At 71.8% G+C, this 13,988-nt stretch carries 13 protein-coding genes; 4 read left to right on the top strand and 9 right to left on the bottom strand.

Translation table 11 applies throughout. The features are described from left to right. Positions 1 to 90: 90 nt before the first annotated feature. The 5 genes from AB0A97_RS22290 to AB0A97_RS22270 form a co-directional block, all read right to left on the bottom strand. Complete coding sequence (locus tag AB0A97_RS22290; RefSeq protein ID WP_361152620.1) at positions 91 to 927, bottom strand: DUF6042 family protein; 837 nt, start codon at positions 925 to 927, stop codon at positions 91 to 93. 117 nt (positions 928 to 1,044) lie between these two features. After that, entirely contained in the window at positions 1,045 to 2,292 is a 1,248-nt protein-coding gene (locus tag AB0A97_RS22285) for an aromatic acid exporter family protein (RefSeq protein WP_361152617.1), read from the bottom strand. 188 nt (positions 2,293 to 2,480) lie between these two features. Continuing rightward, a complete protein-coding gene (locus AB0A97_RS22280) occupies positions 2,481 to 3,308 on the bottom strand; it encodes a SigB/SigF/SigG family RNA polymerase sigma factor (RefSeq protein WP_361152615.1) in 828 nt (275 codons plus the stop codon). A gap of 303 nt (positions 3,309 to 3,611) precedes the next feature. Next, positions 3,612 to 4,529, bottom strand: a complete 918-nt coding sequence (locus tag AB0A97_RS22275) for an aminoglycoside phosphotransferase family protein (protein WP_361152613.1) — start codon at positions 4,527 to 4,529, stop codon at positions 3,612 to 3,614. A gap of 139 nt (positions 4,530 to 4,668) precedes the next feature. Then, a complete protein-coding gene (locus AB0A97_RS22270) occupies positions 4,669 to 6,018 on the bottom strand; it encodes a cytochrome P450 (protein WP_361152610.1) in 1,350 nt (449 codons plus the stop codon). A gap of 421 nt (positions 6,019 to 6,439) precedes the next feature. Between AB0A97_RS22270 and AB0A97_RS22265 the strand changes: the two genes are divergently transcribed. Continuing rightward, entirely contained in the window at positions 6,440 to 7,834 is a 1,395-nt protein-coding gene (locus tag AB0A97_RS22265) for a cytochrome P450 (protein ID WP_361152608.1), read from the top strand. 84 nt (positions 7,835 to 7,918) lie between these two features. Here the strand turns inward: AB0A97_RS22265 and AB0A97_RS22260 are convergent, their stop codons facing one another. Continuing rightward, positions 7,919 to 9,211: a cytochrome P450 gene (locus AB0A97_RS22260; protein ID WP_361152606.1), complete on the bottom strand. Its 1,293-nt coding sequence runs from the start codon at positions 9,209 to 9,211 to the stop codon at positions 7,919 to 7,921. 609 nt (positions 9,212 to 9,820) lie between these two features. On the opposite strand from AB0A97_RS22260, the gene AB0A97_RS22255 reads away from it, so the two are divergent. Next, on the top strand, positions 9,821 to 10,162 hold the full coding sequence (locus tag AB0A97_RS22255; RefSeq protein ID WP_361152604.1) for a hypothetical protein: 342 nt from the start codon (positions 9,821 to 9,823) through the stop codon (positions 10,160 to 10,162). Between the two features lie 171 nt (positions 10,163 to 10,333). Here the strand turns inward: AB0A97_RS22255 and AB0A97_RS22250 are convergent, their stop codons facing one another. Then, positions 10,334 to 10,777 (bottom strand): MarR family transcriptional regulator, encoded by a 444-nt coding sequence (locus AB0A97_RS22250; protein WP_361152602.1) that lies wholly within the window; start codon positions 10,775 to 10,777, stop codon positions 10,334 to 10,336. Between the two features lie 211 nt (positions 10,778 to 10,988). Between AB0A97_RS22250 and AB0A97_RS22245 the strand changes: the two genes are divergently transcribed. Together AB0A97_RS22245 and AB0A97_RS22240 are read left to right on the top strand one after the other, a co-directional pair. After that, positions 10,989 to 11,360, top strand: coding sequence for a VOC family protein (locus AB0A97_RS22245; RefSeq protein ID WP_361152601.1), 372 nt, complete (start codon positions 10,989 to 10,991; stop codon positions 11,358 to 11,360). A gap of 595 nt (positions 11,361 to 11,955) precedes the next feature. Beyond that, complete coding sequence (locus tag AB0A97_RS22240) at positions 11,956 to 12,132, top strand: hypothetical protein (RefSeq protein ID WP_361152599.1); 177 nt, start codon at positions 11,956 to 11,958, stop codon at positions 12,130 to 12,132. Between the two features lie 39 nt (positions 12,133 to 12,171). Here the strand turns inward: AB0A97_RS22240 and AB0A97_RS22235 are convergent, their stop codons facing one another. After that, on the bottom strand, positions 12,172 to 12,681 hold the full coding sequence (locus AB0A97_RS22235) for a DUF1360 domain-containing protein (protein WP_361152597.1): 510 nt from the start codon (positions 12,679 to 12,681) through the stop codon (positions 12,172 to 12,174). 198 nt (positions 12,682 to 12,879) lie between these two features. Beyond that, positions 12,880 to 13,818, bottom strand: coding sequence for a hypothetical protein (locus tag AB0A97_RS22230; RefSeq protein ID WP_361152595.1), 939 nt, complete (start codon positions 13,816 to 13,818; stop codon positions 12,880 to 12,882). Positions 13,819 to 13,988 lie beyond the last annotated feature (170 nt).

Genomic DNA, 13,988 nt, shown 5'->3' with positions numbered 1-13,988 from the left:
GGCCGCCCCCGTCGGCTCCGGCAGCTCCGTCCGCGCCGCCTCCGAGCATCCGCGTGGCCCTACGGGCGGGACAGGCCGGACACCGAGCCGTCAGACGGTGCGTACCACCACGTGGCGGCCGTCGTCGATACGGGCCCAGTCCATGGCGATCAGGAAGCGGCTCTGCCCGGTGAGATCCTCCGCCGCGACGGTGACGGGCGGCTGGCCGCGGTACAGCCGGATCTCACCCGTGTCGGTGGCGAGGTGGTCGAGGGCGTCCCGCAGCCTGCCCGCGCCGAAGCCGGTGGCCTGCTTCAGCCGTTGCAGTGTCGTGATGAACTGCGCCGGGCGGCCGAGCGTGTGGGTGACGTGGTCCAGCAGGGCGCGTTCGGCCGGCTCGACGTCCTGCACCCGCCGGAGGTGCCGGAGGCGTCCGACGAGCGTTTCGGGCAGCCGCAGTACGTCCTCCGGGCGTGGCAAGTGCTCGGGCATCGACCACCGCCCGTCCTCGCACCGGGCGATCCCCAGGCGCTCCATGACCGCCGCCAGGTCCCGCACGGTGGACGGCGCCGGGAGGCCGGCCGCGCGCAGCGCCTCTTCGCACCACGCACGGTGCGTCCGCGCGTCCGCCGTGATCTGCGCGGCTTCCGCCGGGCTCCGTGCCGCCTCCACGGCCTCCGTGTCCAGCCACGCCAGCGGCGACTCCAGTCCCCGGCCGCCGAGACCGCGCGGGGCACGCCGGGGGTCGTCGCCGAAGACCTGTACGGCGACGGCGTCGAGATCTCCCCTCAGCTGCCGGGCCGTCGCTGTGCTGAGCAGCATCACCGTCCACATGGCCTGGTGGAGCGGCATGACGACGGGCCAGCCGCTCTCGAACCAGTCTCTGTGGATGCACAGTGGCTGCCCCTCGTCCGAGTGGAGGGGAGTGTCGATGATCTCAGCAGGCATGTCGTTCTCCTTGTCGGTTGAAAGGACTAACGACGGCGGGCGGCGCACGGTGCTGGTGCCGTCCGGCTCCTGACATCACCCGGACAGGTCCGCACCTGGGGGAATCCGGCACCGTCGTCACGCGTCGACCTGCTGCTGGAGTACGTCACAGGTGTACCGGAACTCGTCCATCAGCCGGGTGGCCTCCACCACGAGCACTCCGTAGGGACAGGCCGGGTCGGTCAGCGGCAGCCCGTCCTGCTCGGCCTGTTCGGTCACCCGACGGCAGCACTCCTGGGCCTGGTCCACCAGCCCGGACAGTTCGCCGGACTGGTCGGACAGCGATTCCTCGGTCAGCTGCCCCAGGACCTGGGTGATCCGGGAGACGGCCTCCAGGAAGTCGGCGTAGCCGCGCAGGAAGCGCCGGTCCCGTTCGCCGCCGTCCTGGCGCCACTGGTCGAGGCTGCGGGTGAGCGAGGCCAACTGGTACATGGTCCGCTCCAGTGCCCTGAGCACCGTGCCGTAGCCTTCGAAGCTCTTACGGCCCCGGTGGCGGCCCAGGCGGTTGCGCGGGTTGTAGTAGAGGCTCTCGCGCGCCGTCCGCAGCCCGTTCTCGGCCTGGGTGATCAGCCCGCCGGTCTGTTCGGCGCGGCTGCGCCAGTGGCTGATGCGCTCCTCCTCCATCTCGCCCTCCCGCATCGCCGGGTACATGTCGCTGACCAGGTCGCAGAGGGCGCGGGCGAGGGTGTGGATGCCGTGTTCGGCGCTGCGGTAGCGCAGGGGCGGGACCAGGGCGATGTTGACGATGACGCCGACGCCGCAGCCGATGAGGACCAGCAGGATGATCTGCCCCAGGTGAGCGATCTTGCCGATCCCGGACGGTGCCGAGACATAGGTGGAGAAGGCGAAGAAGGCCGCCGTCGCCACCTGGGAACCCTGCGAACCGAGGGCGGGCCACCGGCCGATGGTGAGCGCCACCACCGCCACGAGGGCGAAGGTGAGCAGGTCCGGGCCGGCCAGGTACCCGAGGACGGCCTGCACGGCGACCCCGGTCGCCACCGCCCCCACGTACCGCAGCGACTGCAGCAGGGACTGGTACACCGTCACCTGCATGATCAGGACGGCGGAGAACGGCGCGAACGCCGGCGACTCCGCGTCGAGCAGGTTGTAGGAGAACACCCAGGCGACGGTCGCCGCCAGTGTGCTCTTGCCGATCAGCAGCAGCGTGTGGCGTTCGTGTCCCGCCGAGCCCCAGGCCCGGATCCACCACTGCCGCACCCGGGCGATGCGGCCCTGCTCGGCAGGCTGCTCGCGGTGGCCCTGCGAGGTCGCCTGCCGTGCGGACCCGCGCCGTACGGACTCTTGCTTCCGCGCCTGACCGGCCATGCACGCTCCGTTCCTCTTCCGGTCCGCTTCTGTCGGTGGACCGTACGTTTTCACTCGGTACCCCGTCGGCGCGGTCACACCTCCTGCCTCGTCCGTCTCGACAGCGCGGAAACAGGGCGGAACCCTGGCCGAACCCGGACGGAAGCCGGGCGTGAGAGGTGTGGCCGCGTACGCAGCCGTACGGTGGCTCAGGCCGCCTTGCGGTACTGCTCCGCCGGGGCCCGGGTCGCCTCCGTACGTATCCGGGCCAGCGCCCGGTTGAGCAGGCGGGAGACATGCATCTGTGACACACCCAGTTCGGCGGCGATGGCGCTCTGCGTCCTGTCCTCGAAGAACCGCAGGTACAGGATGCGGCGGTCCCGCTCGGGCAACCGGGCCAGCACCGGCTTGACCGTCTCGCGGTCCTCGACGAGCGCGAAGGCGTCTTCGAGCGCGCCGAGGACGTGCAGCAGGGTGTGCGCGTCACCGCCTTCGCCACCGTGGTCGAGGGCGGCGTCCAGGGACAGCGACCGGTAGCTCTCCAGCGCCCGCAGCCCCAGCGCGACATCCTTCTCGGGCAGCCGGGTGTACGCGGCGATCTCTTCGGTGCTGGGCGTACGCCCGTCCAGGGTGGTGCCGAGTTCCTTGATCGCCGGACGGACCTTGTTGCGCAGTTCCTGGATGCGGCGCGGCACGTGCACGTGCCAGGTGTGGTCGCGGAAGTGCCGCTTGAGCTCGCCCGTGATGGTGGGCACCGCGAACTGCTCGAACGCGTCCGCGCGGTCGGGGTCGAACCGGTCGACGGCCTTGACCAGGCCGAGGGCGGCGACCTGCTTGAGGTCGTCGAGGTGCTCGCCGCGCTCCCGCAGCCGGTACGCGAGACGGTGGGCCATCGGCAGCCAGGCGGTGATGATGCGCCGGCGTATCTGCTCCTTGACCGGCCCGTCCTCCAGCGTTGCCAGCAGACGGAACTCGTCACTGGTGTCGACATCCTTGGCACCGCGCTCATGGGGGCGCGCGGTCGCGGGGGTGGCCATCGCCGGCTCTCCTTTACCGCTTCACTCGGGTTCACGTGGGGTGGTCACAGGCAGGCGAGAGGCCGGTCCGGAAAACGACAGACGAGCCCCTCGGCAGAAATAAGGGAAGGGTGCCTACGGTTCCGAAGCACTGCCGCTCGTGTGTCCCGGCCGACCGGCCTTACACCCGGCATTCGGGCGTTGCCGCTGTGGTGTGAGTCACGGAGCGGGCGCCCCGCTGTACGGCCCCGCAGTACGGTCATCCCGTCGCACGGCCGGCCCGGTGCGCGGCCCCGCGCATGAGCACCGTGCGCGCGCCCCGCTCTACCGGAGCGGCAACGCCTCCGCGACGGTGACCTGCGACGGGGCGAGTGCCGTCGCCCCGTCCTCGATGTCCCACAGGGAGTTCTGCAGCAGCCGGCCCAGCGTCCAGCCGGCCGCCCGCTCGCGGTCCAGCCCGAGCGCCTCGGTGAGCAGGTCGAACCGGCGGCGTACCACGCGGTGCGCCCGGCCCGTCGCGGCGATGTCCTCCCACCCGCTGTCCAGGGCGGGCCACAGGTCGAAGCCGGGGTCACCGGCCAGCGGTTCCGGGTCGATGGCCAGCCACGGCTCGCGCTGCCCGGCGAGCACGTTGCCGTAATGCAGGTCCCAGTGCAGCAACCGGTCCCCCGGCTCGGCGGCCAGGTCGGCCACCACCGAGGCCCAGCGCCGCAGGTGCTGCCGGTCGGCGGGGTCGGACAGCGCCTTCACCGCCGCGGGCGTCTGCTCCAGCATGCCGGCGGCGATGTCGCCGAGTCCGCGCAGACCCGCCGGGGCGGGCACGGCGACGAGGCGCCGCAGCAGTCCGGCCAGGATGGTCATCGCGGTGTCGTCGTCCGCGACGGACGCGAGCGTACGGGTCCCGTCCAGCCGCTCCAGCAGCATGACGCCGCCCGTCCGGTCGTGCGCCATCAGCCGTACGGCGCCGTCACCGTTCCAGGTGCGCAGTCCGACCAGCGCGGCGTCGGTCTCCTCCGTGGGCGGCTGGAACCGCAGTACGGCGTGCGTCCCGTCCGTACGCAGGACCGGCAGGACGAGCGAGGCCATCCCGGACCGGGCCGCGCCGTCCCGCCTCAGTTCCCAGCGCTCCAGGAACTGCGCGACCTGGGCGGGCAGGGCGGCGAGCCAGGCTCGTCCGGCGTCGCTCTTGCCGTACGACGTGACCAGCGCGTCCGGGACGTCGACGCGTTCCGAGATGTTCATCAGGGGGTTCCTCATGCCGGGGCCGGGACCGGGCCGGGGCGGCCGGGCCGGAGCTGCCCGGGCCGGGGCCCCGGGGCCGCGCCGCGAACCTATCGGAGTTCCTCACGGCGCGATCTTGCGTGGTGGCTTTCCGGCCACGTCAGGGACGGCGCTCCGTGACCGTCATGGGGATACGGTCGGCCGCCGCCACTGCCGAGGCGATCTCCTTCGGGGTGTGGCCGGGGACGGGGACGAGCTTCCACCGCGGGAGCCAGGTGGCCAGGGCGATGGTCGCCTCGGTGTAGATGAACTGGTCGCCGAGGCACTTGCGGTTGCCGGCTCCGAAGGGGATGAACGTCTCGCGGCCGAGACCGGCTTCCCGCTGCCGTTCGGGCAGCCACCGGTCGGGGTCGAAGCGGTCGGCGTGGGCGTAGACGTTCGGGTCGCGGTGCAGGGCGTAGAGGCTGAAGGCGACCTCGGTGCCGGCGGGCAGCCGCACGCCGTTCAGGACCACCGGCTCGGTGGCCCGGCGCATGAGGAGGGTGACGCCGTGCAGGCGGATCACCTCGTCCAGGACCCGGCGGACGGTCGGCAGGAGGGGTACGTCCTCGATGGTCACCGGGCGGTCGCCGACGACCTCCGCGATCTCCGCCACCATCTGCCGCTCCACCTCGGGGTGCCCGGCCAGTTCGTGGAAGGCCCAGGCGAGCGTGCCCGCCGTGGTCTCGGCGCCGGCGAAGAGGATGGTGCTCAGTTCGTCCCGTACCTCGGTGTCGGACAGCCGGTCGCCCTCCGCGAGCAGCAGCGACAGCAGGTCGTCGTGGCCGGTGTGCTGCTCGGTACGGGCGGTCCTGATCACCTCGTCGATGACCTGGCGCAGCTCCGCCACCGCGGCGTCGAACTCGCGGTTGGGGCGGATCGGCAGCCGGTCCAGGATCTTCGGGGAGGCCGCGCGGAGCAGCAGGTTCTTCAGGGCGATCGGCAGGTTCCTGCGGATCGCCTCCACCGCGGGCCGGCCGATGTCCGAGGAGAACATGGTGGAGGCCAGCGTCTCGATGCTGAAGGAGGCCATTTCGTGGGCCACGTCGAGTTCCTGACCGGCCGTCCACCGGTCGGAGACGGCGCGGGCGTTGCGCCGCATCGTGTCGGAGTAGGCCGCGATGCGGTCCTTGGCGAACATCGGCTGGATGAGCCGCCGGTGTGCGCGGTGCAGTTCGCCGTTGGCGTTGGCGAGGCCGTTGCCCGCGAGGGGCCGCAGCCGGTCGAAGAAACGTCCCTTCTCGAAGGAGCGGGCCTGGCGCACCGTCACCTCGTGCACGACCTCGGCGGACGTCGCGACGTATATGGGCATCGTGCCGAGGTTCAGGCGTACGAGTTCGCCGTGCGCCCGCAGGGACGTCAGGAACCCGAACGGGTCGCGCCACAGGCTCACCGCGTGCCCGAGCAGCGGCACCGCCCCGGGCGCGCGCGGGACCGACTCCGAACCGACCGACTGCTCCGCTACTGCCACGACTCGTCCTTTGCTCGGGCGGAGCGCCGCACCGGGAGGTACGGCGCACGCCGGCGGACCGGAGCGGAAGAGGCACCGTCAGGGGCGGCGCGGGACGGCGGCGTTGTGCCCGCCGCGCATCTGTCGTGCCGCACCGACACCGCTGGCCCTCCGTTCCGGTACGACCGGCCATCCATCATGATCAATTGTCCGGCAGGTCCCGTAAAGGGGGCGTCCCGGGCCGGTTTCCGCCCCGAAGGGACCGTTCACCTTCTCCTTCCGTGCCCTTCCCGGCCCGTTCCGTTTGGCCCGGTGCAGCACCGGCCGCAGGGCGTGCGGACCGCGCACGGGTCGCGTGCGGACCGCGTACGGGCTGCGTGCGGGAGCGCCATGCCCCGGCGATATGCTGCGCGTTGCCCCGCCGTTGCTTCTCGGAGGACCTGTGACCAGCCCCTTTCCCGGCTCCCCCAGCACCCCGTCCCTGCCGTCCCCGCCCGCGCAGTGCCCTGCTCACGCACAGGGAGCCGGCGGACTGCGGCGGCTGTACGGGCCCGAGGCGGAACGCGCACCGCACGATCTGTACGAGCGGCTCCGCCAGGAGCACGGGCCGGTGGCGCCCGTACTGCTGCCCGGCGAGATCAGGGCGTGGCTCGTCCTGGGACACCAGGAGAATCTGGAGGTCCTGCGCAACCCGCTGCTGTTCTCGGCGGACTCCCGCCGCTGGAACGTCCGCCTGGCGCCCGACTCGCCGCTGCTGCCCATCACCGCGTACCAGCCGGTCATCGCCTTCGCCGACGGCGACGAGCACGCGCGGCTGCGCAGCGCGGTCACCGACAGCCTGGCGCGCATCAACCGGCACGGGAACCGCCGCTACGTGGTGCGTTACACGGACCGTCTGCTCCACGCGTTCGCCGCGGCCGGCCAGGCCGACCTGGTGACCGACTTCGCGGAGAAGCTGCCGATCCTGGTGCTGAGCCGGCAGTTCGGCATACCCGAGCAGGACGCGCTGCCGCTGGGCGAGGCCGTACGCGACCTGGTGCGGCCCACCGAGACCGCCGTGAAGAGCAACCAGATCGTCGTCGAGACCATGGAAGAGCTGATCCGGCGCAAGAAGGCCGCGCCCGGCGACGACCTCACCAGTTGGCTGCTGCGCCACGAGGCGGGCCTGTCCGACGACGAGGTGCTCCAGCACCTGCGGCACGCGCTGGTCGCCGCGAACGAGAACACCGCCAACCTGGTGGCGAACACGCTGCGGATGGTGCTCACCGACCGCCGCTTCCGCGGCCATCTGGCGGGCGGTCAGATGACGCTGCCGGACGCGCTGGACCAGGTGATGTGGGACCAGCCGCCGCTCTCGCTGATCCCGAACCGCTGGGCCACCGGCGACACGGTGCTCGGCGGACAGCGGATCAACGGCGGCGACATGGTGCTGCTCGGCCTGTCCGCCGGCAACCGCGACCCCGCCGTACGCCCGGACCTGTCCACGCCCGTGCACGGCAACCGTTCGCATCTGGCGTTCGGCAAGGGCCCGCACGAGTGCCCCGGCATGGACATCGGACGGGCCATCGCCGACACGGCCATCGACACGCTGCTCGCGCGGCTGCCCGACATTCAACTGGCGGTGCCGGAGTCCGAGTTGTCGGTCACCACGTCGATGGTGTCCAGCCGGCTGAACACCCTTCCCGTGCACTTCACCCCGCAGCGGCCCAAGCAGGGGGCGTCCGCGGGCGCCCAGCCGCAGCCCCGCGTCGAGTCCCGGGGCACGGCCGGCACGGCTGCCACGACGGCCACGGCACCGGACCGCGGGTCGTGGCGGAAGCGGATTCTTCCGCGGTAGACGAAGAGCGGCAGGTCAGGAGCCCGGGGCTGGGACCGCGTACCGGTGGAGTCACCGCCGCGGTCACAGCCCCCGGACGTACCGTCAACTGCGCGGCCGCCCGGCGTTCAGCCGGACCGGCAGGGCACGGACGCCCTGGACGGAGATGGACGCGAGCCGCTCCGGGGTGCCGGCGGCATCCAGGTCCGGGTAGCGGGTGAAGAGCGCCTTCAGCGCGATCCTCGCCTCCAGGCGCGCCAGGCGCGCTCCCAGGCAGTAGTGCGCGCCGTGACCGAACGCGAGGTGGTCACGGCGCGTGGGGCGGGCCGGGTCGAAGACGTCGGGGTCCGTGTGCCGGCCCGGGTCGCGGCCCGCCGCGTACAGGCCGGCGAGGACGGGTTCACCCCGGGCCACCCGGACACCGGCTATGTCGACGTCCTCGACGGCGTATCGCATCAGGGCGTGCCGCACCGGCGAGGAGAACCGGAGGGTCTCGTCGACCAGCGCGGTCCAGACGTCGTCGTCCGTGTCGTCGGCCCCGGCGTCCGCGGGCCCGGTGCCCGAATCCGCGGTCCCGGCGCCCGTGCTGCCGTCGTCGGTGCCCACTTCGGTACGGGCGCCACGGCCGCCGCCGTGAGCGTAGGGGCACGCGCCCCCTCCACTCCCCCGTCGGGCCGCTTCGCGGACGTTCGCCAGCGCGTCCGGGTGCTCCAGGAGCGCGTGCACCGCGCTGCTGATGAGGTTGAGCGTGGTCTCGTGTCCGGCGATGAGGATCAGGAAGAGCGTCTCGACCAGTTCCTCCTCGCTGAGCCGGTCGCCGTCGTCGTGTGCCTGGATCAGGGCGCTGGTCAGGTCGTCGCCCGGCGCCGTCCGCTTGGTGGCGATCAGCGCGGTCAGCGACCGGTGGATCTCCGCCTGGGCGACCCGGATGTCCTCCGCGCCGTCCTCCTGCGGGGTGACCAGGCGTTCGAAGGCGCTGCGCAGCCCGGACACCGCGGTGTCCGGTACGCCCAGCACCTCGCAGATGACCCGTACCGGAAGCCGGTAGGCGAAGCGGTCGCGCAGGTCGACCGGTTCCCGCGGGTCCGCCTCCGCGAGGTCGTCGAGCAGTTGCTCGGCGATCTCCGTGATCCGGCCTTCGAGCGCCGCGATCGGCGCCCGGGTGAACGCGCTGCTCGCCAGTTTCCGCAGCCGCCGGTGATCGTCACCGCCGGCGTGCAGCATGCCGGCACCGCGGATGACGGCGATCAGTTCCCAGTGGTCGGGGACCCGGCCGGAGACCAGGTCCGGCCAGTGCGCGGCGTCCTTGGTCAGTTCCGGGTGACCGAGGACCAGCCGGGCGGTGGGGTGGTCCACCGCCGCCCAGGCCGCCACGTCACCCGGAAGTCTCACCGGCACCAGGCCCCCTTCCGCGTGGAGCTGTCTCGCCTCCTTCGCGGGGTCGGCTTGGGGGACCAACGGGAACAACGGACGGTGCGTCAGCGACACGACAACTCCAGGAACAACCATCATTACGGACACATACGACGAGAACCCACATCACGAGCCCCGTCCCACCATCTGCCCCCACCTTCACCTGGTTGAATCCACAGCACCAGGTGCCGTCGCCCACACCGGCCCGCGAACACCCGGACCACCCGGGCCTCCGGCCCCGCCCGCAAGGTGTCAGGTGCGCCAGACCGGACGGCCGAAGACGGAAGCAATTGGCCGGGGTGCGGCTGTCCCGTGCGGCCCACGGGGATTCCGGCGCTCCGGCACGGGCGGGATTCCGCCAGAAAACCTGCTCCTCCGGCGACGCTGCCGACGCAGCGGTCCCCCACCTCCCACCGGCGCCGTTCCCGCACGAGGCCACGCCGCGACGTGCCGTGGAGCGGCGGATGGCCACATCCTCGGCCTGCGCACCGAGCGAACCAGTCGGCGTCATTCGCCCTGCGGAACCCGGCCCCCGCGGGGCTACCTTGACTGACGGCCCGGGGAGCGGCCCCGAGCCGTAGCGAGGGGGAAGACATGGCCAACGCGGACTTCCGGGCCAGGACGTCGATCCGCCGGAACCAGGCCTGGACATCCGGTGACGGCAACACCCTTCTGCGCCTGCAGGAGGACGGCAACTTCGTCGTCTACCGCCAAGGCAAGGCGGCCTGGCAGGCGGACAACGTGTACCCGAACGGCGACACGGCCTCCTTCGAGATGGACGGCGACCTCGTCGTCTACGACTCCGGCGGCCGGCAGATCTGGCACTCCGACACCAGCGGCAACCACGGAGCCCTGTTCTCCGTGCAGGACGACGGCAACGTCGTCATCTACAACGCCGACGGCCGCCCGATCTGGCAGACCAACACCGCGGGCTGACACCGCGTACCGGTACGGCGAACCGGGCCCCTGCCGAGTTCCGCGATCCAGCGGCGGCGGGGGCTTGCGCCGTGTGGCGGCTGCCGTCCGAACACCCCCGGCCACCGGCGGGGAGCCCGACCGCTCGTACCCGGCCAGTACCCGGCCAGTACCCGATCCGTACCTGGCGCCTCAGTCGCCGAGGGCCTCCGCCATGCGGTCGAGGTCGGCAAGGAGGGCGGTCAGACGCTGCTGCGGAATGGCGGCGACCATCCGCCGTTCGACGGCGTAGACGGCGCCGCGGGCCAGTTCGAGGCGGTCGCGGCCCGCGTCGGTCAGATGGGCGGGAAGGGCGCGGCCGTGGTCCGTGGTGCGCGGCCGGGAGACCAGCTCCGCGTCCTGCAGGCCGCGCAGTACGACGTTCATGGACTGCCGCGTGACGAACGTGCCGCGGGCGAGTTCGGCGTTGGACAGACCGGGCCGGTGGTCGAGCAGTTCGAGGCAGGAGTACTGCGGCACCGTCAGGCCGTACTCGCGCAGGGCCTTGTCCATGGCTCCGCGCAGGGCGGCGGCGGAGCGTTTGAGGCGGTACCCCACGTGCTCGGTGATGTCCTGGGCGGGGTGCGGCAGTCGCACGGGACTCCGGCCCTCCGCGGGCCTCCCGCCTTGTGCGGGCCTCCCGCCTTGTGCGGGCTTCCCGCCCTCCGCGGGCTTCGGGTGTGCTGCGGGCTTCCGGTCTTCCATGTCAGGAGTTTGACACAGCTTCCCGCCGTACGTACATTCCGTGATGTCAGAGCCCTGACATCACGGTCCCGGCATGCCGGACACCACGGAATGGGGAAGACCTATGACCGCCACCCTCCTCGGCCCCGACTTCGTCGCTCTGCAGGTACGCGACGTCGAAGCGGCAGCCGCCTTCTGCGAGAAGCACCTCGGTCTGCGCCGGGCCCCCGCGTCGCCCCCCGGCGCGGTGGTGTTCGCCACCGAGCCCGTCGCGTTCGCCGTCCGCGAGCCGCTGCCGGGCGTGGACCTCGACGGGGCCGACCGGCCCGGCCTCGGCGTGGCCCTGTGGTTCCGCACCACGGACGCCCAGGAACTGCACGACCAGCTCACCGCCGCCGGGGTGACCGTCCTCAGCCCGCCGCGGGACACTCCGTTCGGCCGGGCCTTCACCTTCGCCGGCCCCGAGGGGTACGCCATCACGGCGCACGGAAACTGACCGGCGACCCGGGCGACGACCGCGGCGGGGGCATCGAGGATCACCTCGCCGTGGCAGGGTCACTGGTCGGGGGTGTCGCCGCGGTCGAGCTGTGGACGGTGTGCGATGCGGAGGGGCGGGAGGGCCGGGGGCGGCGTGCGGCTTCGCCGGGGCGGTGAAGCGCTGTGGGCGGAGCCGAGCGTCACGGATGGAGCAGCGCTCCGCCGGTGGAGCAGCGCTCTTCGGGGGAGTGCGGCTGTGCGGCGGAGCAGGCGGAGCAGTGGGCCGGGTTCCGGGCGGGTGACCGTCCAGGGCCCGGTCGTGCGGCGGTCTCTGAGGCGGCTGAACAGTGGCGGGATGCGCCGTGGATGATTTCTGCGCCCCCTGATGACGACCCGTGCTCCGGTATGCGCTTCGTGCGCCGGTGCCGCGCGTCCGTGGCCTCGGCGTAACCGTTCCTAGGGGGTTTTGTGATGTTTTTGTAGGCGCACTCTGTGCTTGGGGGAGTCATGGACTTCGGGGGCCGGGGGGAGGGCATCATGTGTGACAGCCGGTACGGCGCCCAGGTCATCCACGGGCCCGACGGCAGATCGTCATGCAACTGCGGAGCAGCCGGATGACAGAGAACCATGGTGTCCCGACGGAGGAAAGTGTGAGCGCCGGCGAACCGCTGTCGGTGTACTTCACCTCCGCCACCTGCCCGGAGTGCCAGAGCGCGAACGACGGCCTCAACGGCCGTTTCGCCTGCGGCGCTTGCGGCACCACCTATGCATTGGAGCCGCCGACACTCTGAACTCCCGGGCAGGACGTCATCTTCGGCCCGGGCAGGACGTCACCCTTCGGCCCGCTCCTGCGTGATGCTCCAGGCGTACTGCAGCCAGTCCGAGATCGTGACGGCGCTCAGTCCGCAGGCGGCCAGCCGGGTGGCACGCGGGGCGACGGCGTAACCGCAGACCAGCGAAGTGCCGACCCAGGCGGCGAGGCAGAAGGGGCAGGCGAGCAGTTCGCCGGTGGCCAGGCGGAGCCCGTGACCTCGGGGCTCGTCCATGACTTCGCTGGCGCTGATGGTTCCCGTACGCCGGGTGAACGGCGCCCGCACCAGGCTGGTGATCTTGTCCTTGGCCAGCAGCCGCGACGCCTTGTACGTCGCGGCCCCCAGGAGCAGCACGTCCCACGGTGGCACACGGGCGGGCAGCGTACGTCCGGACCTCCGGAAGCCCAGCGCGAACAGGGCCGTGGCCGTCACATAGGCCCCGGACAGCACGGCGTAGCCCCGCAGGGGCACCTCCTCCGCTTCCGGGCCGCCGGGCCCGCTTTCTTCGGGGCGCGGGTTGACTGCCATGCTGCCTCCTACGACGACGTCGAGGCTGGACCGGTACCCCCGGAATCGCCCGGTGCACGCCGATGGGGCGAGATACGACCGAACGTGTCACCGGCTTCTTCGGCGCTCCCACGGCTGCACATCCGCCCACCGGGCCCACGGGGGCCGGAACGTGGCGCCCGCGAGAGCGCCTGCGCCCCGGCCCGGCGCGTCCACACGTCAGGCGGTGCCGCTACCGCCCTTCGCCTGGTCCTTGATCTCCTTGAGTATCTGGAGCAGGTCGGCCGTCTCGCCGGCGGCCGGAGCCTTCACCGACGCCGTGGTGCCGTAGTCGGAGTAGGTCGAGGTGACACGCATCGTGCCCTGCGGCGTCTTGATCTGCGAGTCCATCTTCACCGGGTACTGGTCACCGTCGACCCAGACGTCGTAGTCGTACCCCTTGATGCCGGTCTTCTCCATGTTCGCGACCAGCTTCTCGCGCTCGGCGGGCGTGAGGAGCTCCACGGTCTTGCGGCCCTTGACGGCCTCCTGGACCGTCAGCGAACCCCGGTAGTGCCGCACCTTCCGGCCGTCCACCTCGGCGGGGCCGAGGTCCTTGATGTCCCGGGAGTTGAGCAGCATGGCGAGCTGCTGGGACGGGTCCTGCTGCATGTCCTGCAGGCCGGCGGTCATCTGCTGGGCGGCCTTGCCGCCGGCGTCCGCCGCGGCCGCCTTCAGGTCGATCTTGGCCCACTTCTTGTCACCGTAACCGTCGGCCGGCGTGCCCTTACCGGTGCGCAGGTCCGTGTAGATGGCGTCGTCGGCCCAGATCACATGGTTCTTCTCGGCGTCGCCGGCCGCGGCGCCGGGCTTGCTCTCGCTCACCGTCACGTCCATGGCCAGCGGGTGCCAGCCCATGACGCCGGCCACCCGGGTCTCGCCGCCGTTTTTCAGCGACATGGGCACCGACATGGTCATCGAGACCTTGGCGGTCTTCGCCGCCGCCGTCTTCTTGTACGCCGCCGTGAGCGCCTGCACCGACGCACTCTGCCCCGCGCCCTGCTCGGCGCTCTGCCCCGCCTTGGTCTTGTCGCCGCCGTCCTGGCAGCTCGTCAGGCTCGCCGTCACGGCCACGGCCGCCAGCGTCACTCCCGCGCGCCGCGCGATGTGCTTCTGCACGTCCCACCCCTGTTGCTCCACCCGTGACGGTGCTGCGTACACGCCACCCGGGTCATTCCTGTTATCTACGCAACGCAGAGTAATGCATAGGTCTGACATTCCGGTTCGAATTACTCCTCGCCCGCCGGCACCACGCGCAAGTGTGCGACCGCGCCATGGGCACTAATTTT

Source organism: Streptomyces sp. NPDC045470, assembly GCF_040646595.1.
Classification (GTDB): domain Bacteria; phylum Actinomycetota; class Actinomycetes; order Streptomycetales; family Streptomycetaceae; genus Streptomyces.
This window is presented reverse-complemented; position numbering and strand designations above follow the sequence as displayed.

What these genes read in the sequence shown, in the direction of transcription:
- AB0A97_RS22275 (WP_361152613.1), bottom strand. Translation starts at nt 4,529, where the DNA reads ATGAACATCTCGGAACGCGTCGACGTCCCGGACGCGCTGGTCACGTCG.
- AB0A97_RS22255 (WP_361152604.1), top strand. Translation starts at nt 9,821, where the DNA reads ATGGCCAACGCGGACTTCCGGGCCAGGACGTCGATCCGCCGGAACCAG.
- AB0A97_RS22285 (WP_361152617.1), bottom strand. Translation starts at nt 2,292, where the DNA reads ATGGCCGGTCAGGCGCGGAAGCAAGAGTCCGTACGGCGCGGGTCCGCA.
- AB0A97_RS22245 (WP_361152601.1), top strand. Translation starts at nt 10,989, where the DNA reads ATGACCGCCACCCTCCTCGGCCCCGACTTCGTCGCTCTGCAGGTACGC.
- AB0A97_RS22235 (WP_361152597.1), bottom strand. Translation starts at nt 12,681, where the DNA reads ATGGCAGTCAACCCGCGCCCCGAAGAAAGCGGGCCCGGCGGCCCGGAA.
- AB0A97_RS22290 (WP_361152620.1), bottom strand. Translation starts at nt 927, where the DNA reads ATGCCTGCTGAGATCATCGACACTCCCCTCCACTCGGACGAGGGGCAG.
- AB0A97_RS22240 (WP_361152599.1), top strand. Translation starts at nt 11,956, where the DNA reads ATGACAGAGAACCATGGTGTCCCGACGGAGGAAAGTGTGAGCGCCGGC.
- AB0A97_RS22280 (WP_361152615.1), bottom strand. Translation starts at nt 3,308, where the DNA reads ATGGCCACCCCCGCGACCGCGCGCCCCCATGAGCGCGGTGCCAAGGAT.